This is a genomic window from Micromonospora sp. SYSU B005 (assembly GCF_055362685.1).
In genome coordinates this window covers 1-21,315 of the sequence record NZ_JAXCFU010000002.1, presented here as the reverse complement: position 1 = coordinate 21,315, position 21,315 = coordinate 1, and the positions used below count along the sequence as shown (strand labels likewise).

General features: G+C 75.6%; 8 protein-coding genes. All 8 read right to left on the bottom strand.

The annotated features are described in order from the left end of the window. Nucleotides 1–35: 35 nt before the first annotated feature. Nucleotides 36–614: a VanZ family protein gene (locus SM452_RS05360; protein ID WP_355509901.1), complete on the bottom strand. Its 579-nt coding sequence runs from the start codon at nt 612–614 to the stop codon at nt 36–38. 84 nt (nt 615–698) lie between these two features. After that, nucleotides 699–2,000, bottom strand: a complete 1,302-nt coding sequence (locus SM452_RS05355) for an MFS transporter (RefSeq protein ID WP_262011984.1) — start codon at nt 1,998–2,000, stop codon at nt 699–701. Beyond that, nucleotides 1,997–3,262 carry a KamA family radical SAM protein gene (locus SM452_RS05350; RefSeq protein ID WP_366625994.1) on the bottom strand — a complete coding sequence of 422 codons (1,266 nt, stop codon included), beginning with the start codon at nt 3,260–3,262 and terminating at the stop codon, nt 1,997–1,999. The genes SM452_RS05355 and SM452_RS05350 overlap by 4 nt, the downstream gene beginning before the upstream one ends. Before the next feature lie 100 nt (nt 3,263–3,362). Then, nucleotides 3,363–3,575 carry an MbtH family protein gene (locus SM452_RS05345; protein WP_135240728.1) on the bottom strand — a complete coding sequence of 71 codons (213 nt, stop codon included), beginning with the start codon at nt 3,573–3,575 and terminating at the stop codon, nt 3,363–3,365. Between the two features lie 93 nt (nt 3,576–3,668). Beyond that, entirely contained in the window at nt 3,669–4,892 is a 1,224-nt protein-coding gene (locus SM452_RS05340) for a cytochrome P450 (protein ID WP_355509906.1), read from the bottom strand. Next, complete coding sequence (locus SM452_RS05335; RefSeq protein ID WP_463839396.1) at nt 4,889–12,067, bottom strand: amino acid adenylation domain-containing protein; 7,179 nt, start codon at nt 12,065–12,067, stop codon at nt 4,889–4,891. The genes SM452_RS05340 and SM452_RS05335 overlap by 4 nt, the downstream gene beginning before the upstream one ends. Next, a complete protein-coding gene (locus SM452_RS05330) occupies nt 12,064–19,950 on the bottom strand; it encodes an amino acid adenylation domain-containing protein (protein WP_463839395.1) in 7,887 nt (2,628 codons plus the stop codon). The genes SM452_RS05335 and SM452_RS05330 overlap by 4 nt, the downstream gene beginning before the upstream one ends. Then, nucleotides 19,947–21,315 (bottom strand): non-ribosomal peptide synthetase (locus SM452_RS05325; protein WP_463839394.1); only part of this gene is annotated, 1,369 nt, incomplete at its 5' end. The genes SM452_RS05325 and SM452_RS05330, both read right to left, overlap by 4 nt.

The window sequence follows — 21,315 nt, the reverse complement described above, 5'->3', positions numbered from 1 at the left end:
CCGTCGTGCGTCCCGCCCGTCCGGGCCGCGCCCGCTCAGCGAACCGGCGCCGGGCCGGTCGCGACCGGTGACGACTCGGCCGGTGCACGCCACCAGCGGCGCGACGCCAGCGCGGCCAGGCCGGCGCCGGCGGTGTTGAGCAGGACGTCGTCCACCGAGGACACCCGGTCCAGCCGCAGGGCGTACTGCGCGACCTCGACCAGGACCGAGCAGCCGGCCGCGAGCACCAGGATCCGCGGCACCGACGCCAGCGCCGCGAACCGCAGCGGGCCGAAGAACCCGAGCGCCGCGAACACCAGCAGGTTGCCGACGATCTGGACCGTCACCGTCAGCGGCCCGCCCGCGAGGACGGTGAGCAGGTCCCGCAGCGGCACCAGGCTCACCCGGCCGGGGACCACACCGGCGCCGTCGCCCGGCAGCATGATCATCCAGACCCACGGCACGGTCCCGTAGGCGATGCCCACCTCGGCCAGCGACCGCCGCCACGCCGGACCGCCGCCGCCACGCCGGCGGGCCAGCACCCACACCACCAGCGCCGCCGCCGGCCACGCGGCCACCGTGAGCAGCACGACCCCGTTGATCGTGCCGAACCAGCCGTGCCACCCCTCGATCACGCCGCCCCCACCTCCGTCCGGCCGACGGCCGGCCCGAGGCCATCCTGCCTCCCGGCGGGCCGCCGGCCGCGGGCGCCCGTGCGGTTACGGCGACTCCTGCGTGTTCATCGACCGGATCCCGCTGCTCAGCGTCGCGGTCACCGCCGAGACCGCGACGAGCCCGGCGAAGACCAGCATGGTCACGGCCACCGGGAACCGGGCCAGCAGCAGCCCGGCCAGCCCCGGGGCGAGGGCGGCGGCCGAGGTGGCGGCCAGGAAGATGACGCTGACCACCCGGCCCTGCAACCGGTCCGGCGTGATCGCCGCCTGGTAGCCGAAGAGCACCGCGTTGGCGGTCGGCGCGAGGAACACCGCCGCCGCCAGCGGCACCGCGGCGAGCACGCTCGACGGCACCAGGGCGCTCGCCGCCATCAGGACGGTGGTGGCCCAGCACAGCACGATCACCAGGGTCGGCAGCCGCAGCCAGCGCTGGACCGCCGGCGCGGCCAGCGCGCCGAGGAACCCGCCCAGACCGAAGATCGTGCTGGCCAGGCCGACCACCACCGAGGCGGTGCCGGCCCGCTCCAGGGCCACGATGATCGTGAAGATCATGCCGGTGAAGGCCATGTTCAGCGGCGCCGCGATCACCAGCAGCGCCCGCAGGAACGGGTTGGCCAGCACGAACCGGATGCCCTCGGCCATCGCCGCGCCGCCGGACTGCGGCGCCTGCTCGGTGCGGGGCTGCTCCATCGGCCGGCGGATGAGCAGCACCGCCAGCAGCGAGAGCAGATAGGACACGGCGTTACCGACGAACGGCAGGGACCGGCCGAGCCCGTAGAGCAGGCCACCGAGCGGCGGCCCGGCGAGCTGGGTTCCGTAGGAGCGGGCCTCGTTGCGCGCGACAGCGGTGGTGAGCTGCTCGGCGGGCACCAGGTTGCGGACCGCCGCGTGTTCCGCGGTGCCGAAGACCGCGTTGGCCGCGGCGCCGACAACGGTGACCACGATGATCATCGGCAGCCCGGCCACCCCGGCGAGCACCGCGCCGGCCAGCCCCAGGTACGCCACCAGCCGGACCACGTCGCAGACGATGAGCAGCGTACGGCGGGAGAACCTGTCGGCCACGACGCCGGCGGGCAGCCGGCAGGCCAGCGTGGTGAGCAGCCCCAGGCTGCCGACCAGACCGGCCTGCGCGGCCGAGCCGGTGAGGAAGAGCACCAGCAGCGGCATCGCCAGGTTCGACATCGCCGTGCCCAGGTCGGACAGGCACTGGCTGATCCAGAGCAGGTTGAAGTCGCGGTTGCGCCAGAGGCTGACCGGGCGGTCCGGCCCGGTCACCGGCGGATCGGTGACGGTCGGCATCTGTTCCTCGTCGGTCGCGGTCAGGGCCGGTTCGGCGGCGGCGGTCATGCCGGCCACCAGGAGCCGGGGGCGGGACGCAGGTCGTCGAACCACTCGGCCGCCGGGTCGTGCCGGGCGAAGAACTGCCGGCCGACGTGGGCCGCGTCGCGGGCCTGGAGCATACGCAGGCTGAACATCTCGGTCCCGCCGACGCGCACGACGCCGTCCACGAGCACCTTGCCCGGGGCGGCCGACATGACCGGCCCCCGGGCCGTCCGCGCCAGGCCGGACACCGACCGTACGGCGTCGGTGTAGATCTGCCAGGCCCGGGTCAGCGGCAGGCTGAAGTAGCTGCGGGCGCCGGTGTCACGTTCCACGAACATGTAGTACGGGATCACGCCCAGTTCCACCAGGCGCTGCCACATCGTGGCCCAGTCCCCCGCCCGGTCGTTGACGTGCGCGATCAGCGGCGCCTGTGCCCGGATCACCGCACCGGTGGCCCGGATCCGGGCGATCGCCCGGCGGACCTCGTCGGTGGCCAGTTCCCGGGGGTGGGAGAAGTGGGCCATCACCGCGACGTGCCGGCCGGCGGCGGTGATCCGCTCGAAGAGGCGCAGCAGGTCGTCGGCGTCCGGGTCGGTGGTGAACCGGGCCGGCCAGTACGACAGCGCCTTGGTGCCGAACCGCAGCGTGCGGATGTGGTCGAGGGCCGGGTCCAGCAGGGGCGACACCCAGCGCTCCAGCACCGCGGCGCTCATGATCATCGGGTCGCCGCCGGTGAACAGGACGTCGGTGACGCCCCGGCTCTCCTCCAGGTACGCGACCACGTCGCCGACGTCCGAGGCGGCCTGCCGGATCTCGGCGTTGCCGACGAACTGCGCCCAGCGGAAGCAGTAGCCGCAGTAGGAGTGGCAGGTCTGCCCCTGGGACGGGAAGACCAGCACCGTCTCGGCGTACTTGTGCTGCACGCCGAGCAGCCGGCGTCCCCGGTGCGTCGGCACGTTCGCCTCGAGCTGGGCGCCCGGGTTCGGGTTGAGCCGGGCGTGGGCGTCGCGGGCCGCCTTGCGGATCACACCCGGCTCGGCGGCGGACAGGTGCAGCGCCGACAGGTGGTCGAAGATCTCCGGCGGCAGCATGTCCCGGTGCGGGAACGTGAGCCGGAAGATGGGGTCGTCCGGGACGGCGGACCAGTCGATGAGCTCGTCCACGACGTACTGATTGACCTTGAACGGCAGCACCGAGGAGACGACCCGCAGGTCGTGCAGGTATTCCTCGGGCATGCCACGCGCGCCGGCGAGCCGCGCCAGACGTTCGTGGGAGTAGACCTTCATCACCGTCGCCTCGTTGTCAGCGGGATGGGACAGGGGTGGCCGCCGGTCGGCGGCCGGGCCGGGACGGATCCGTGCGGACCCGCCCCGGCCGGTGGGCGGTTCAGCCCTGCGCGGCGGCCATCCGCTCGCGCAGGCTCTTCGGACGCATGTCGGTCCACACCTCGTCGATGTGGGCGAGGCAGTCCGCGCGGTTGCCCTCGAAGCCGGTGGCGGTCCAGCCCGCCGGCAGCTCGCGGTCGGCGAACCAGATCGAGTACTGCTCCTCGTGGTTCATCACGACGCGGTAGGTGCGGTCATCGTCGTCGACGGCCATCGCCGTTCTCCTTCTCGTTCGGTTCCTCGGTTGGGACGGATCCCGGCCGGGCGGCCGGGGGGTGTGCGGCGCGGGCCCGGGTGGCCCGCGGTGTCAGAGCCGGACCGGCAGCGCGGCGAGGCTGCGGTTGAGCAGCGACGGCTGCCACCGCACCTCGGCGCCGGCGAGCGCCAGGCCGGGCGCCGCGGCCAGCAGGTCGGTCAGCGCGGCGCCGGCGACCAGCCGGGCCAGCGGGGCGCCCAGGCAGAAGTGCCCGCCCTGCCCGAAACCCAGGTGCGGGTTCGGGTGCCGGCGCAGGTCCAGCTCGTCCGGGCGGTCGAAGCGGGCCGGATCCCGGTTCGCCCCGGCGGTGACCACGTAGAGCCGCTGGCCGGCGCGCAGCCGCTGCCCGGCCAGCTCGACGTCGTCCTTGACGTGCCGGATGGACATCTTGGACGGCCCGTCGAAGCGCAGCAGCTCCTCCACGGCCAGCGCGGCCAGCTCCGGTTCGGCCCGCAGCAGGGCGAGCTGGCCGGGGTGGCGCAGCAGGTTCCAGGTGCCCACCGCGATCAGGTTGCTGGTGGTCTCGCCACCGGCGAACGCCACGTGGGTGAGCATGGCGACGAACTCGTCCTCGCTCACCGACTCGCCCACCAGGCCGTTGGCGAGCGCCGCGCTGATCAGGTCCTCGCGGGGCGCGGCCCGCCGGGCCCGCACCAGCACCCGCAGGTAGTCGAACAGGTCCAGCAGCGCCTGCTGCGAGCGCTCGTGCTCCTCCGGCGACTGCACCGAGCCCAGGGCCAGGTCGCCCACCTCGATCGCCCAGCGCTGGAACATCGCGGTGTCCTCGGCCGGCACGCCCATCCAGGCCGCCGCGACGGTCGCCGGGAGCGGGCGGGCGAAGTCGGCCACCAGGTCGATGGCACCCTCGCCGCCTCCGGCCCGGGCGGCCAGCCGGCTCACCGCCTCCTGCACCATCGGGCGGTTGCGGCGCACCTGCCGGGCCCCGAACGCGCCCCGGAAGACGCTGCGCAGCCGGCGGTGCTCGGGCGGGTCCACGAAGACCATCCAGCCGGCCATGATGGAGAACGCTCTGGCCGCCTCGGGGCTGAGCAGCTCCAGCGGCGTCTGGGCCAGCATCGGGCTGATCCGGTCCGCGGAGATCTCCGGCATCGTGTAGCAGGCGGCGGCGGGCTCGTAGCCGGTGACCAGCCAGGCCCGGTGCACCGGGCTCCAGTGCACCGGTTCGGCGGCCCGCAGCGCGGCCAGGTACGGGTACGGGTCGGCGACGAGGTCGTCGTCCAGCAGGTAACGGTCGGTCAGGATCGTGGTGCTCATGCCGTACGCTCCAGCAGCTCGGCGGCGAGGGCGGCGACGGCCGCCACGCCCGGTTCGGTGACCATGCTCCGGTGGGTGCCGGGCAGGTGGTGGACGGTGAGCGCGTCCGGGAACATCTCCCGGCAGCGCCGCTCGTAGGCGGACCCGTTCTCCCCGGCGACCACCGAGGGGCGGCCCGGTCCGGCGGTGGCCGCCTCGGCGGTGACCAGCAGGTGCGCGGGCCCGCGGTAGGGCTGCGGGCGGTAGCCGGCGGCGGCGCGCAGCAGCGCCGTCCACATCGCCACCGGCCAGTCGGCGCCCAGCGCCGCCTCGGACTCGTCGACGCCCGCCGCCAGCAGGGTGGCCACCAGCTCGCGCTCCTGGCTGAGCCGGGCCGGGGTGCCCGGTGTCAGCTCCCGGATCGCCGCGCGCATCGCGACCGCCCGGTCGAGCAGGTCCAGCGCCTCGGTGACGGCGAACATGCCGGTCTCGTCCGGCACCGCCGGTTCGAGCAGCAGGAGGACGTCCACCCGCTCGCCGGCGGCGGTCAGCCGGATCGCCATCTCCTGGGCGATGTTGGCGCCCATCGACCAGCCGAGCAGCGCGTACGGGCCGTGCGGCTGGTGCGCGCGCAGCTCGCGCAGGTAGTCGTCGGCGAGACCGGTCATCGTGTCGGCGTCGACGCCGCCGTCGATGCCCCGGGCCTGGAGGCCGCGCACCGGCCGGCCGGCGGGCAGCGCCTGCGCCAGCGGCAGGTACCAGGCGACGCTGCCGCCGCTGGGGTGCACGCACCACAGGGGACGCAGGCCGGGGTCGCCGTCGCGCAGGGTCACCACCACGCCGCCCTCGTGCCGTACCGCCGCTCCTTCCGGGCCGCGGTCGCGGGCGGCGATCGCGGTGGCCAGCGCCGCGACGGTCGGATGCTCGACCAGGTCCGCCACCCCGACCGGCAGGCCCAGGTCGCAGGCGCGGGCGGCGAGCCGCACGATGGCCAGCGAATGCCCGCCGAGGTCGAAGAAGTCGTCGTGCACGCCGACCCGGTCCAGCCGCAGCGTCTCCGCCCACAGCTTCGCCAGCGTCGCCTCGACCTCGGTGCGCGGCTCCACGTACGGGCGTTCCGGCGCCGCCGTCGGCTCCGGCAGCGCGGCCCGGTCGAGCTTGCCGTTGCCGGTCACCGGCAGCGCGTCCAGCGCGACGAACGCGGACGGCACCAGGTAGGCGGGCAGCCGCTCGCGCAGCCAGCGGCGCAGCACGTCGGCCTCGGGCAGGTCCAGCCCGGCAACCGGCACCAGGTACGCGACGAGCCGGGCGTCGCCGGGCTCGTCGGCGCGGGCGGCCACCGCCGCCATTGCCACGTCGGGACGCGCCGACAGCGCCGCCTCGATCTCGCCGAGCTCGATGCGCCGGCCGCGGATCTTGACCTGTCCGTCGACCCGCCCGCCGAAGTCCAGCGTGCCGTCGGCCCGCAGGCGTCCCCGGTCGCCGGTGCGGTAGAGCCGCCGCCCGCCGCCGGCCGGGTCCGGCACGAACCGGTCGGCGGTCAGCCCCGGCTGCCCGAGGTAGCCGCGCGCCAGCGCGTCGCCGCCCAGGTAGATCTCGCCGGCCACGCCGACCGGCGCCGGGCGCAGCGCGTCGTCGAGCACCAGCACCGTGGTCCGGGCCAGCGGCCGGCCGATCGGCACGCTGACCGCGTCCGCCGGCAGGTCACGGACCTGGTGCGCGGTGACGACGAAGATCGTCTCGACCGGGCCGTACCCGTTCACCAGGCGCAGGTGCGGCCAGCGCGCGGCCAGGTCCCGGCAGTGCGGCGCGGACGCCGCCTCCCCGCCGAAGACGATCTGCCGCAGCTCGCCGAGCTCCGCCGGCACCTGCTCGACCGCCAGGTTGAACAGGGTGGTGGTGAGGAACGCGGTGGTCACGCCGTGCCGGCGGATCGCGGCCACGATGCCGGCCGGGGTGAGCGGTTGCGCCGGATAGAGCGCGCAGGTGCCGCCGTGCAGCAGCGGGCCGAAGATCTCGAACAGCGCCGCGTCCCAGTTGACGCTGCTCAGGTGCAGCACCGTCTCGTCCGGGCCGAGGTGGGCGAAGTCCTGCCCCAGCAACGAGTCCACTATCGCCCGGTGGGTCACCGCGATGCCCTTGGGCCGTCCGGTGGATCCGGAGGTGTAGAGCACGCAGGCCACGTTGTCGGCGTCCGGCCCCGGCGCCGGCGGCCCGGCCGGCTCCCCGGCGAACGTCTCCTCGGCCAGCGTGACCACGGCCCCGGCCGGCACCAGGTGCCGCCAGGCCGGCTGCGCCAGCACCAGGTCCACCCCGGCGTCCGCCGCGAGCAGCTCCAGCCGGGCGCGCGGGTCGCGCGGGTCCAGCGGCAGGTACGCCGCGCCGGACTTGAGGATGCCGAGCATGCCGACGATCAGGTCCACCGAGCGTTCCGCGCAGAGCCCGACGACCCGCTCCGGACCGGCGCCGTGCCGCCGCAGGTGGTGCGCGACGCGGTTGGCGCGCGCATCCAGCTCGGCGTAGCTGAGCGTCGTCCCGTCGAGGGCCAGCGCGACCCGCTCCGGCCCGGCGGCGACCCGGGCGGCCAGCACGTCGACCACGCTGCGCGGGTCCGCCCCGGCGGCCGCGGCCGGGGTCCGGGTCGCGCCGTCGGCGGCCGGTACGCCCGGCGCCGCCTGCGGGTCGGCGACCATCGCGGCCAGCAGCGCGCAGTACGCGTCGGCGATCCGCTCCACCTCCCCCGGTGCCATCCGCCCGGCGTCGGCCTCGACGGACACGCCCTGCGGGCCGGTGGTGACCATCAGCCCGAAGTTGGTCCGGGCGATCTCCTCGATCTCCTGCTTGTGCTCGCTGCCCAGCGCGTGGAAGTGCACGTAGTTGAAGGCGGTGTCGACGAGCACCTCACCGGCCCACCGGCCACGCTGCACCTCGGCGAGCGGGAACCGGCGGTGCGGCAGCAGGTCCCGTTCGGCGGCGAACACGTCCCGGAGCAGCCCCAGCCAGGTCGTCGCGGACGACCGGACGCCGAAGGGCACCACGTTGAGGAACAGGCCGCGCATGCCCTCCGCGCCGGCCCGCTCGGGCCGCCCGTTCGTGGCGAAGCCGGTCGAGTACGCCTCGCCGTCGGCGAGCTGGCCCATCAGGTGGTAGTAGGCGGTGAACAGGACCGTCTTGCGGGGCACCCCGGCGCGGGCGGCCAGCGCGTCGATGCCGTCGCGCAGGTGCGCGTAGTCGCGTACCACCTCGCACGTCGACTTGTCGGCGGGCGCCGCGCCGACCGAGCGGGGCACCCGTACCGGCGGGAACCGCTCCACCATGTCGTCCCAGAACGCCCGGGCCGCCGGGTCGTCCACCGCGGCGCGTTCCAGCGCCACGTACTCGGCGAAGCGCGGCACCGGACCGGCCGCCGGCTCCGGGCCCGCGCCGGTGACCGCGCGGCGGTGCCGGTCGACCAGCTCGGCGATGAGCGAGGTCAGGCTCCAGCCGTCCAGAACGGCGTGGCAGTCGGTGATGGTGAGCCGGTACTCGGCGTCGTTCAGCACGTGCACGTGCAGCCGGATCAGCGGCGGCTCGGCCAGTTCGAACCAGCGCACCGACTCGGCGTGCAGGTACTCCCGGACCCGCCGGGCCTGCTCCGCACCGGTCAGGCCGCGCAGGTCGTCCACCCCGACCGGCAGCGCGGCCCGCTCGTGCACCAGTTGCAGCGGCTCCTCGTAGGAGCTCCAGTCGAAGCCGGTGCGCAGGATCTCGTACCGGTCGACCACCGCGTCCGCAGCGGCCTGCATGGCGGCGGCGTCGAACCCGGCCGGCTCCTGCACCCGGAAGCTGGTCACGTTGTGGTACGCGCCCTTGCCGGCGTCGGCGAGCAGCTCGTAGAGCATGCCCTGCTGCATCCGGGTCAGCGGGTACGCGTCCGCCAGGCCGGCGGGCAGCCGGTCCCGGTCGGCCGGCGCGACCATCGCGAACGGCTCCACCGGCCCGGCCACGGCGGAGTCGCCGTCGGCGGTGGCGTCGACCGCCCGGGCCAGCTCGCCGAGCGCCTGGTGGGCGAAGACGTCGCGCAGCGCCACGGTGAGACCGCGCCGCTCGGCGAGCCCCACCACCCGCAGCGCGAGGATCGAGTCCCCGCCGAGGTCGAAGAAGCGGTCGGTGACGCCGACCCGGTCCACCCCGAGGGCGGCGCACCACACCTCGGCCAGCGCCCGCTCGGTGGGGGTGGCCGGCGGGACGTGCTCGCGGGTGGCGTCCAGCGCCGGACCGTCGGCGTCGGGCAGCGCCCGCCGGTCCACCTTGCCGTTCGCGGTCAGCGGCAGCGCCGGCAGCACGGTGAACGTGGCGGGCACCATCGCCTCGGGCAGCCGGTCGCGCAGCCAGCGCCGCAGCTCCTCACCGGTCAGCCCGGCACCGACCACCAGGTACGCGTGCAGCCGGTGCTCGCCGCTGCGGGCACCCCGGGCCACCACGGCGGCCTGCGCGACGGCGGGATGACGCAGCAGCGCGGCCTCCACCTCGCCCAGCTCGATCCGGTGCCCCCGGATCTTCACCTGATCGTCGGCGCGTCCCCGGTACTCCAGCTCACCGCCGGGCAGGTGGCGGGCCCGGTCGCCGGTGCGGTAGAGCCGCGCCCCCGGGACGGCGGAGAACGGGTCCGGCACGAACCGCTCCGCGGTCAGCCCCGGCCGGCCCAGGTAGCCGCGGGCCAGCCCGGCGCCGCCGACGTACATCTCGCCGGTGGCCCCGATCGGGACCGGCCGCAGGTGCCGGTCCAGCACGTGCACGGTCAGGTCGCCGAGCGCCCGCCCGATCGGGGAGACGGCGTCGCCGGTCAGGTCCGCGGCGGTGACCAGGCGGTGGGTGACGTGCACTGTGGTCTCGGTGATGCCGTACATGTTCACCAGCCGCACCCCGGCGCCCGGGCCGTCCAGCCAGCCGTCCAGCTCGGGCAGGTCGAGCTTCTCGCCGCCCAGCACCACGTGCCGCACGCCGAGGCCGGCCAGCGGCCGGTCGCCGAGCGCCGCGCGCAGGTTGCGGAACGCTCCCGGGGTCTGGCTGAGCATCGTCACGCGCTCCCGCGCCAGCAGGCCGGCGAAGCGCTCCGGGTCGCGGGCGGTGTCCCGGTCGACCAGCACGACGGTGCCGCCCCGGGTCAGCGCGCCCCACAGCTCCCAGACCGAGAAGTCGAAGGCGTACGAGTGGAACAGGCTCCACACCCCGCCCGGCGGCAGGTCCAGCGCGTCCATGCAGGAGTCGAGGAGGCGGACCACCTGCCGGTGCGCGACGCCCACGCCCTTGGGCCGGCCGGTGGAGCCGGAGGTGTAGATGACGTACGCGAGGTGGTCGGCGTCGGTGACCGGCTCGGGATCCGTCGTCGGCTCACCGTCGAGCGTGTCCAGGCGCAGCACCCCGGCCGGCGCCACCGGCACCCGGTCGACGAGTTCCGGTGAGACGACGGCCAGGCGTACGCCCGCGTCGGCGACCACGTACGCGAGCCGGTCCCGCGGGTGCTCCGGGTCCAGCGGCACGTACGTCCCGCCGGCCTTGAGGATGCCGAGGATGCCGACGGCCAGGTCGGCGTCGCGGCGCACGCAGAGCGCCACAGTCGTCTCCGGCCCGACGCCGGCCGCGCGGAGCCGGTGCGCGAGCTGGTTCGCCCGCGCGTTCAGGCCGGCGTAGTCGACCCGCTGCTCCCCCGCCACCACCGCGACCCGGTGCGGGTCGGCGGCCACGTGGCGGGCGAACCGCTCGTGCAGCAGGTCCGGCGAGGGGTACGCGCGGACCGGGGCGGTCCAGCCGGCGATCAGGTGCCGCTCGTCGGCGGGCAGCAGGTCCAGCTCGGCCAGCGGGGTGTCCGGGTGGGCGACCGCCTGTTCCAGCAGCCGCAGGTACTGCCCCGCCCAGCGCCGCGTGGTCTCCGGGCGCCACAGGTCCGCCCGGTGGAAGAAGGCGGCGGCCAGCCCGTCGGGGCGGCGCGCGGTCTGCAGCATGAGGTCGAACTTGACCGCGTCGAGGTCCAGGTCGAACCGCGCGCCGCTGACCGCGCCGAGGCGTACCGGGCGGTCGTCGGCGTCGTCGTCGAGGCTGAACATGGCCTGGAACAGGGGTGTGCGGTCGAGGCTGCGGTCCGCGCCGACCCGGTCGACGACCCGCTCGAACGGCGTCTCCTGGTGGTCGTACGCGCCGAGGGCGTCGGCGCGGACCCGGTCGAGCAGGTCACCGAAGGACGGGTTCCCGGCCAGGTCGGCCCGCAGCACGAGCGTGTTCACGAAGAAGCCGACGACCTGTTCGACCTCCGGCCGGGTCCGGCCGGCGACCGGGGTGCCGACACCGAAGTCGACCTGCCCGCAGAGCCGGGACAGCAGCACCTCGAACGCCGCCAGCAGGACCATGTACAGGGTGGCGCCGCGCTCCTTGGCGAGTTGCTCCAGCGCGGTCACCAGCTCCGGCCCGACGGTGAAGTCGCAGGTGGCCCCGGCGGTGGAGCGTCCGGCCGGGCGGTCGCCGTCGGTGGGCAGCGCCAGCGGCGGCAGCCCGGCCAGCCGGTCGGCCCAGTACGCGAGGTCCCGCTCCACCCGCTGCTCGGTGGCGGTGCGGCGCTGCCAGGCCGCGTAGTCGGCGTACCGCACCGGTGGCTCGGGCGACGGGTCGCCGGTGTAGAACGCCTCCAGGTCGCGGACCAGCACGCCCATCGACCAGCCGTCGGCGACGATGTGGTGCAGGGTCAGCAGCACCACGTGGTCGGTGGGCGTGAGCCGCCACCCGGTGACCCGGAACAGCGGGCCGGTCTCCAGGTCGAACGGCTCCCCCACCGTCGCCCGGGCCGCGGCGGCGACCTCGGCGGCGTCGGTGGCGACCCGCCAGTCGACGCCCGCCCAGCCGTCCACGATGTCCTGCCGGACCACCCCGTCGACGACGGTGAACCGGGTGCGCAGGGACTCGTGCCGCCGGACCAGGGCCGCGAACGCCGCGTCGAGCCGCTCCCGGTCCAGCGGCCCGGTGAGCCGCCACGCGACCGGGATGGTGTACGCCGCGCCGGCGCCGTCGAGCCGGTCGAGGAAGACCAGGCGTTCCTGTCCGAAGGAGACCGGCAGGTCACGGGTGCCGCTGCCCCGGGTGATCCCGGCCGGGGCGGTCGCGGGGGCCGCTCCGGCGAGCCGCCGGCGGAGCAGCTCGTGCTGGGCGGGGGTGAGGGCGGTCATCGGGTCTCCTCCAGTTTCCGGGCGAGCCGGGCGATGGTGCGGGCTTCGAAGAAGGCGCGCAGGGTGATCGGGGCGGCCAGCCGGTCGCGCAGCCGGGAGATGACGCGCAGGGCGGTGAGCGAGTGGCCGCCGAGGGCGAAGAAGTCGTCCTCGACGCCGATGTCGGGCCGGTCCAGCAGCTCGGCCCAGATCTCGGCGACGACCCGCTCGGTGTCGGTGCGCGGGGCCACCCGGTCCACGGCGGGCCGCTCGACCCGGATCTCCGGCAGCGCCGCCCGGTCGACCTTGCCGTTTCCGAGCAGCGGCAGGGCGTCGAGGACCAGCAGCTCGGCCGGGATCATCGCGTACGGCAGGCGGTCCTCCAGGTGGCGGCGCAGGTCCGCCTCGGTGACGCCGCCGCCCGGGATCCGCTGGGCGTAGCCGGCGAGCCGCCAGCCGTCCGGTCCGTCCGGGCGGGCCACCACGGCCGCCGCGCCGACCCCGGGGTGAGCGGCCAGGGCGGCCTCCACCTCGGCCGGTTCGACCCGGACGCCGCGTACCTTGACCTGCCGGTCCAGCCGGCCCCGGAACTCCAGCGTCCCGTCCGCCAGCAGGCGGGCCGCGTCGCCGGTGCGGTACATCCGCGCGCCGGGCGGTCCGGCCGGGTCCGGCAGGTACGCCGCCGCGGTCAGGCCGGGCCGGTTGCGGTAGCCGCGGCTGACCCCGGTGCCGCCGATGTGCACCTCGCCGAAGACGCCCACCGGCACCGGGCGCATCGCCTCGTCGAGCACCCGCACGTACGTGCCGGGCATCGGCACGCCGATGGTGACCGACTCGTGCGGCGTCCCCGGGTCGAGGTCGGCGACAGTGGTGGTGACTGTGGCCTCGGTGGGGCCGTACTGGTTGACGACCCGGCGCAGCGCGGGCAGCGCGGTGTGCACCTTGGCGAGCAGCTCCGGGGTGCACGGCTCGCCGCTGAGCACCAGCAGCCGCAGCGCGGGCAGCGTCGCCGCGGCGACGTCACCGGTGTCGAGGAGCTGGTGCAGCAGCGACGGGACCATGCTCAGCAGCGCGGTCGGCGCGGGCCGGCCGGGCAGGTCGGTGGCGATCGTGGACAGGTCGGACCGTTCGGCGATCAGGACCGTCGCGCCGACGGTGAGCGGCCCGACGCAGTCGCGCAGGAACGCGTCGAAGGCGGGCGAGGCCCGTTGCAGGACGACGTCGTCGGCGCCCAGCCGGTAGTGCGCCAGGATGGTGTCGAGGTACGCGGTGACCGCGCCGTGCTCGGCCAGCACGCCCTTGGGTCGTCCGGTGGATCCGGAGGTGTAGACCAGGTAGGCGAGCCGGGCCGGGTCGACGGCGACGGCCGGCGGGTCGGCCGGCAGGACGTCGGCCCGGCTCCGGGCCAGCGTCTCCGGGTCGAGGACCAGCCGTACGCCGGCGTCGTCGGCGAGTTGCGCCAGGCGGCGCGGCGGCAGGTCCGGGTCGAGTCCGACGAACGCCGCCCCGGCCTTCCAGACGCCGAGCACGGCGACCACCGTGTCGACGCCGCGGGGCAGCCGCAGGCCGACCCGGTCCTCCGGGCCGACGCCCCGCGTGCGCAGGTGGTGGGCCAGCTGGTCGGCGCGCCGGTCCAGCTCCGCGTAGGTCAGCTCGCCGCCGGGGCCGACCAGCGCGGTGGCGTCCGGGGTGGCGCGTACCTGGTCGGCGATGCGGTCGGGCAGCGACCGGAACGGCGCGGCCGGCCTGGTCACCGCCGTCGGCGCGACCGGGTCGGCCAGCGGCAGGTCGCCGATCGCGGCCGCCGGGTCGGCGGCCACGGCCCGCAGCACCAGCTGGTACGCCCCGGCCATCCGCCGGATCGTGTCCGCGTCGAAGATGTCCGTGGTGTAGTCCAGCGAGCCGGTCAGCCCGTCCGGGCCGTGCACCAGCTCCAGGGTCAGGTCGAGCTTCGCCGCGCCCCGGTCGACCGGGTGGTCGGCGCCGGCGGCGGACCCGAGCCGCAGCGTGTCAAGCGTCCAGTCGTTGTAGCTGAACAGCGCCTGGAACAGCGGCGAACGGCTCAGGTCCCGGTCCGGGCTCAGCTCCTCGACGAGCCGCCCGAACGGCAGCTCCTGGTGCTCGTACGCGGCCAGCGCGTCGTCGCGGACCCGGCCGAGCAGCTCGGTGAAGGTGGGGCAGCCGGTCAGGTCCGCCCGCAGCACGAGCGTGTTGAGGAAGAACCCGACCACGTCGCGGACCTCCGGCCGGTCCCGCCCGGCCACCGGTGTGCCGACCGCGAAGTCGGTCTGGCCGCTCCACCGGCCCAGCAGCACCTGGTAGGCGGCGAGCAGCGTCATGAACAGCGTCGCGCCGTGCGCGGCGCCGAGCCGTTCCAGCGCGGCCACGGTGTCCGGCGCGACGTGGAAGCCGACGCTCGCGCCGGCGCCGTCGCGCACCGCAGGCCGAGGGCGGTCGGTGGGCAGTTCCAGCGTCGGCAGGCCGGCGAGCCGCTGCCGCCAGTGGGACAGTTCCCCGCGCAGCCGGTCACCGGCGAGCCGCCGCCGCTGCCAGGCGGCGAAGTCGGCGTAGCGGACCGGCGGCCGGGGCACGGCGGTCCCGTCGTACCCGGCCTCCAGCTCTCGCACCAGCACCGCCGCCGACCAGCCGTCGGAGACGGCGTGGTGCATGGCGAGCAGCAGCAGGTGGACGTCACCGGCGCGCCACAGCACGGCCCGGAACAGCGGCCCGGTGGTCAGCGTGAACGGCCGCCGGGCCTCCCGGGCCAGCGCGTCCGCCGCCTCGGCCTCGGTGGCGGCGACGCGCCGGTCCAGGCCGTCCCAGCCGGGCACCACGTCCTGGCGGACCACGCCGTCGGCGAGCGTGAACCGGGTACGCAGCGACTCGTGCCGGTCGACGAGCGCGTCGAGCGCGGCGGCCAGCCGGCCGGCGTCCAGCGGTCCGGTCAGCCGCCAGGCCAGCGGGATCGTGTACGCCGGACCGGCGCCCTCCAGCCGGTCGAGGAAGACCAGCCGTTCCTGCCCGAAGGAGACGGGCAGCCCGGTGGTGGCGGAGCCCCTGCCGATCGGGGTGACGAGCGGCTCGGCGTCGTCGAGCAGGCGGGCCAGCCCGGCGATGCTGCGGGCGGTGAACAGGTCCCGGAAGGTGAGTTCCCGGCCGGTGCGGGCGGCGACCGCGCCGACCACCTTGATGGCCAGCAGCGAGTGCCCGCCGAGGGCGAAGAAGTCGTCGTCCATGCCCGGGTCGGCGACGCCCAGCACCTCGGTGAAGATCTCCGCGAGGTGCCGCTCCAGTTCCGTGGCCGGTTCGCGGCGGCCCGCGCCGGCGGCGTACGACGGTTCGGGCAGGGCGGCCCGGTCGACCTTGCCGTTGCGGGTCAGCGGCAGCTCGTCGAGGACCACCACGGCGGCCGGCACCAGGTACGCCGGCAGCGTCCGTCCGAGGTGGGCCCGCAGGTCACCCAGTTCCGCCGGGTCGGCGGCGACGTACGCGACCAGGCTGAGCACGCCGGCCCGGTCGGGGCGGGCGAGCACCGCCGCGTCGTGGACCGCCGGGTGGCGGCGGACCGCCGTCTCGATCTCGCCGGGCTCGACCCGGAATCCGCGGACCTTCACCTGGCCGTCGGCCCGGCCGACGAACTCCAGCACCCCGTCGGCGGTCCAGCGCACCAGGTCACCGGTGCGGTAGACCCGGCCACCGGGCGCGCCGAACGGGTCCGGCAGGAACCGCTCGGCGGTGCGGGCGGGCGCGCCGACGTACCCGCGGGCCAGCCCGGCGCCGCCGAGCAGCAGCTCACCGACCACCCCGACCGGGACGGGCCGCAGCGCCGGGTCCACCACGTACGCGGTGGTGTGGTGCATCGGCCGGCCGATCGGGACGCTGCCCGCGCCGGCCGGCGCGGTGACCGGGTGCCAGGTGCCGAAGGTGGTGGACTCGGCCGGGCCGTACATGTGCAGCAGCCGGCCGGGGCCGCCGTGGGCGAGCAGGCCGTCCACCGCGGCCGGGTCGGCGGCCTCCCCGCCGAACAGCACGTGCCGCAGGCCGCCCAGGACGTCCGGGCGTTCCCGGGCGACCTGGTGGAACAGCGCGGTGGTGAGGAACAGCGTGGTGACCCGGTGCCGCGCCAGGTGCGCGGCCAGGGCGGCTGTGGACAGCGCCACGTCGGGCGGGGTGACCACGAGCGTCGCACCGGCGACCAGGGTGGCCCACACCTCGAAGGTGGCCGCGTCGAAGACCGGGTTGGCGGCGAAGGCCACCCGGTCGTCCGGCCCGAGGGTCAGGTACCCGCCGTCGTGGACGGTGCGGACCAGACCGCGGTGGGTGATCCCGATGCCCTTGGGGCGGCCGGTGGAGCCGGAGGTGTAGACGACGTAGCCGAGCTGCTCCGGGTCGACCGGGATCGCCGGGTCGGTCGCCGGCCGCCGGTCCACCTCGGCGGCGTCGCGGACCAGGTCCACGACGCGGCAGCCCAGGCCCGCGCCGTCGTGGTGCCCGTCGGCGGTGACAAGCACCGTGGCGCCGGTGTCGGCGATCATGTGCCGGCTGCGCCCGGCCGGCTGGTCGGCGTCCAGCGGCAGGTAGGCGCCGCCGGCCCGGAGCACGGCGAGCTGCGCGCGGACCAGGCCGGCGCCGCGGGGCAGGCTGACCGCCACCACGGTCTCCGGGCCCACGCCGAGGGCGATCAGGTGGTGGGCCAGCCGGTTCGCCTGCCGGTCCAGTTCGGCGTACGTCCAGACGACCGGGCCGTCGACCACCGCGGGACGGTCGCCGCCGGTGGCGACCCGGTCGGCGACGAGGTGGTGCAGCGGCCGGGCGGGCAGCTCCGGTGTCGCGGCGGTGCCCGCCGCGCGCAGCGCGTCCCACTCGGCGGGGTCGACGGCCGGCCAGTCACCGAGCCGGACGCCGGGGTCGTCGGCCAGCGCGTCGAGCAGCCGGGCGTACGCGCCGGCGAGACGCTCCACGGTGGCCGGGGTGAACAGGTCGGTGGCGTACTCGAACAGGCCGGTGAGGGTGCCGTCGGGTGCCTGGTCGACGAAGAGGGTGAGGTCGAACTTGGCGGTGCGCCAGCCCAGCGGCAGCTCGGTCACGGTCCGCCCGGGCAGCCGCAGCGCGGTCACCGCGGTGTCCCGCAGCGCGAACATGGTCTGGTAGACCGGGGTGCGGCTGAGGTCCCGCTCGGGCCGCAGCTGCGCGACCACCTGCTCGAACGGCACGTCCTGGTGGTCGTAGGCGCCCAGGGTGGCCGCGCGGACCCGCCCGACCAGCTCGGCCAGCGTGGGGTCGCCGGTCAGGTCGGCGCGGACCGCGAGCGTGTTGACGAAGAAGCCGACGACGTTCTCCAGCTCGCCGCGTGTCCGGCCGGCGACCGGGGTGCCGACGGCGAAGTCGTGCTGGCCGCTCCACCGTCCGAGCAGCGCCTGGAACGCGGCCAGCAGGACCGTGTGCACTGTGGTCCGCTGCTCCCGGGCCAGCGCGGCGAGCCGGGGCAGCGCGTCGTGCGGCAGCGCGAAGCGGTGGGTGGCGCCGTCCGCGCCGAGCACCGCCGGCCGGGGCCGGTCGGTGGGCAGCTCCAGCGCGGGTACGCCGTCGAGCGTGTCGCGCCACCAGTCCAGTTCGGCGGCGACGCGGTCCGGGCGGAGGTCGGCGCGCTGCCAGCGGGCGAAGTCGGCGTAGCGCACCGGCGGCGCGGGCGGCGTCGCGCCGGCGTACGACTCGGCCAGCTCGCGCGCGACGACGCCGAGCGACCAGCCGTCGGCGACCAGGTGGTGCAGCACGAGCAGCAGCACGTCGTGCCCGGGCAGGCGGACCAGCGTGGCGCGCCACAGCGGCCCGGCCGCCAGGTCGAACGGCTCGCGGATCAGCGCGGCGGCCGCCTCGTCGGTCCAGGCGGCGGCGTCGAGCCGGGTCAGCGCGACTGTGGGCTCCGGGTCCACCACCGGGGTGTCACCGGCGAAGCGGGTACGCAGCGCGTCGTGCCGGGCGGCGAGCCGGTGCAGGGCCCGGCGCAGCGTGTCCTCGTCGAGGTGCCCGTCGACCCGCCAGGCGACCGGGATGACGTAGCTGGGGCTGTCCGGGTGGATGCGGTGCAGGAACAGCAGCCGCTCCTGGCCGAACGACGCCACGGCCGGGGCGTCGTCGGCTCCGGCGACCAGTGCCGGCGCCGGGTCGGTGGCGGGCGCGTCCGCGACGGTCTCGGCCAGGGCGGACACGGTCAGTCCTTCGAACAGGTCGCGCAGCGACACCTCCACGCCCAGTTCCTCGCGCAGGCGGGCGATCAGCCGTACGGCCAGCAGGGAGTGCCCGCCGAGGGCGAAGAACGTGTCGTCGACGCCGACCCGGGCGACGCCGAACACGTCGGTCCAGACCTTGGCGAGGCGTTCCTGGACCGGGTTCTCCGGGGCCCGGTACGCCACGGCCATCTCCGGACGGTCCGGTGCGGGCAGCGCCTTGCGGTCCAGCTTGCCGCTCGGGGTCAGCGGCAGCTCGGCCAGCGGCACGAACGTCGACGGCACCATGTAGCCGGGCAGCCGTCCGGCCAGCCGGTCCCGCAGCTCGCCGACGTCGAGACGGTCCCCGACGACGTAGGCGACGAGGCGCTTCTCGGCGGCCTCGCCGGTGGCCACCACCACTGAGGCGCGTACGCCGGGCTGGTCGTCGAGCACCGCCTGGATCTCGCCCAGTTCGACCCGGTTGCCGGCGAGCTTGACCTGCTCGTCGACTCGGCCGAGGTAGTCGACCACGCCGGGGCGGTGCCAGCCGGCCAGGTCGCCGCTGCGGTACATCCGCCCGCCCGGCTCGCCGTACGGGTCGGGCAGGAAACGCTCGGCGGTCAGGCCCGGCCGGCCGACGTAGCCGCGTGCGAGCTGCACACCTGCCAGGTACAGCTCTCCCGGGTCGTCGCCGGTCACGGGACGCAGTTCGGGGTCGAGGATGTGCAGCTGGGTGTTGTCGACGGCCGCGCCGATCGGCACGCTCGCCCCGGTCCACTCCGGCCGGCAGGCCCAGGCGCTGACCTCGATGGACGCCTCGGTCGGGCCGTACAGGTTGTGCAGTTCGACGTCGGGCAGGACGCGCAGCACCCGGTTCTGCAGGTCGGTGGGGAGCGCCTCGCCGCTGGCGAGGATGCGACGCAGGCTGTGGCATCCGGCGACGCCGGGTTCGCCGGCGAACAGCGCCAGCATGGTGGGGATGAAGTGCACGCTGGTGATCTCCCGGCTGCGGATGATCTCCACCAGGTACCGGGTGTCCCGGTGCCCGCCGGGCCGGGCGAGGATCAGCCGCGCGCCGACGGTCAGGGGCCAGAACAGCTCGTGCACGGACACGTCGAAGGCGTACGGGGTCTTCTGGAGCACCCGCTCGTCGGAGGTCATGCCGTACTCGTGCTGGCCCCAGCGCAGCCGGTTGACCACGCCCCGGTGCTCGACGACGACGCCCTTGGGCCGCCCGGTCGAGCCGGAGGTGTACATGACGTAGCAGGCGTTGCGCTCGTCCACGGCGACGTCGCACGGCTCGGCGGACTCGTCGGCCGTGTCGGCGACAGTCAGTTCCGGCAGGCCGGGCAGGCCCAGGTCGACGTCCATGCCGGGGCCGCGGACCACTGCCACCGCGCCGGCCTGACCGGCCATGTAGGTCAGCCGGTCGGTGGGCAGCTCCAGGTCCAGCGGCAGGTACGCCGCGCCGCTCTTGAGGACGCCGAGCAGGACGACCAGCAGGTCCAGGGACCGCTGGGCGCCGACGGCGACGACCGTCTCGGGCCCGGCGCCGCGGCGGCGCAGGGCGTGGGCGAGCCGGTTCGCCCGCCGGTCCAGCTCGCGGTAGGTCAGCTCCGCGCCCTCGAACTCCAGGGCGACCGCGTCCGGGGTACGCCGGACCTGCGCCTCGACCAAGCCGTGGATGGTGCTCATGCCTGCTGCTCCTTCAGTGCCTGCTCGACGTCCTCGTCGCTCATCGCGGCGATCTCGGCCATCAGCCGGTCCTCGACTGCCACCGCGAGTCGCGCCACGGTGGGCTGTTCGAAGAGGGTGCGGACGGCCACCTCGCAGCCGAAGACCGCGCGCAGCCGGATGGCGACCCGGGTGGCGAGCAGGGAGTGGCCGCCCAGGTGGAAGAAGTTGTCGTGGATGCCGATCCGGTCGACGCGCAGCACCTGCCGCCAGACGTCCGCGATCGCCTCCTCGGTCGGGTTACGCGGGCCCTCGAAGCCCACGCTCACCTCCGGACGGTGGCCCTCCGGGTCCGGGAGCCGGTCCCGGTCGACCTTGCCGCCGACCGTGCGCGGCAGCTCGTCGAGGACGATCACCACCGCCGGCACCATGAACTCGGGCAGCCGCTCGCCCAGCCACCGCCGTACCTCGTCGGCGGTCACGCCGTCCGCGGCCAGGTAGGCGACGAGCCGGTCCTGCCAGGCGACGACGACGGCGTCGCGTACGCCCGGGTGTTCCCGCAGGCGGGCCTCGACCTCGCCCACCTCGACCCGGAACCCACGGACCTTCACCTGACCGTCGGCCCGACCCCGGAACTCCAGCTGCCCGTCCGCCCGCCACCGCACCAGATCCCCGGTCCGGTACAACCGGCCACCCGGCTCACCACCGAACGGGTCCGGCACGAAGCGCTCCGCCGTCGCACCCGGCCGGCCCAGATAACCCCGCGCCAACTGCGTACCGCCGACGAACAGCTCACCCACCGCGCCCACCGGCACCTCGGCCAGCGAACCGTCCAGCACGTACAACGCCCGGTCCCCCACCGCCCGGCCGATCGGCACCGCGCCGTCCACGGCGGACGGCACGTCGTAGACGGTGGCGCTGATCGTGGTCTCGGTGGGGCCGTACGTGTTGACCACGGCGACGTCCGGGTGGTGCCGCCGCCACCAGGCCAGGTCGGCCGGGCGTACCTCGTCCCCGCCGAGCACCAGCAGCCGCAGCGCGGCCGGGCTCCAGGTGGGCGCGGAGGTGCCGTCGGCGGTGACCTCGGCGATCAGCTCGGTGAGGTAGCCGGGGACGACCTCCATCACCGTCACCCGGTGCCGTTCCACGTCGGCGACGAGCTGGGCCGGGGCGACCAGGCCGTGCTCGGGCAGCACCAGCGCCGCCCCGCAGCTCAGCGCCGGGAAGATCTGCTCGACGGAGGCGTCGAAGGCCAGCGCGGCGAACTGGAGCACCCGGTCGGCCGGACCGAGGCCGAAGCGGCGTCGCATCCGGGACACGTGCGCGGCCATCGCCGCCCGCGACACCCCGACACCCTTCGGCCGGCCGGTCGAGCCCGACGTGTAG

Coding starts and splice junctions, on each gene's coding strand:
- SM452_RS05355 (WP_262011984.1), bottom strand. CDS start 2,000: ATGACCGCCGCCGCCGAACCGGCCCTGACCGCGACCGACGAGGAACAG.
- SM452_RS05350 (WP_366625994.1), bottom strand. CDS start 3,262: ATGAAGGTCTACTCCCACGAACGTCTGGCGCGGCTCGCCGGCGCGCGT.
- SM452_RS05345 (WP_135240728.1), bottom strand. CDS start 3,575: ATGGCCGTCGACGACGATGACCGCACCTACCGCGTCGTGATGAACCAC.
- SM452_RS05340 (WP_355509906.1), bottom strand. CDS start 4,892: ATGAGCACCACGATCCTGACCGACCGTTACCTGCTGGACGACGACCTC.
- SM452_RS05335 (WP_463839396.1), bottom strand. CDS start 12,067: ATGACCGCCCTCACCCCCGCCCAGCACGAGCTGCTCCGCCGGCGGCTC.
- SM452_RS05330 (WP_463839395.1), bottom strand. CDS start 19,950: ATGAGCACCATCCACGGCTTGGTCGAGGCGCAGGTCCGGCGTACCCCG.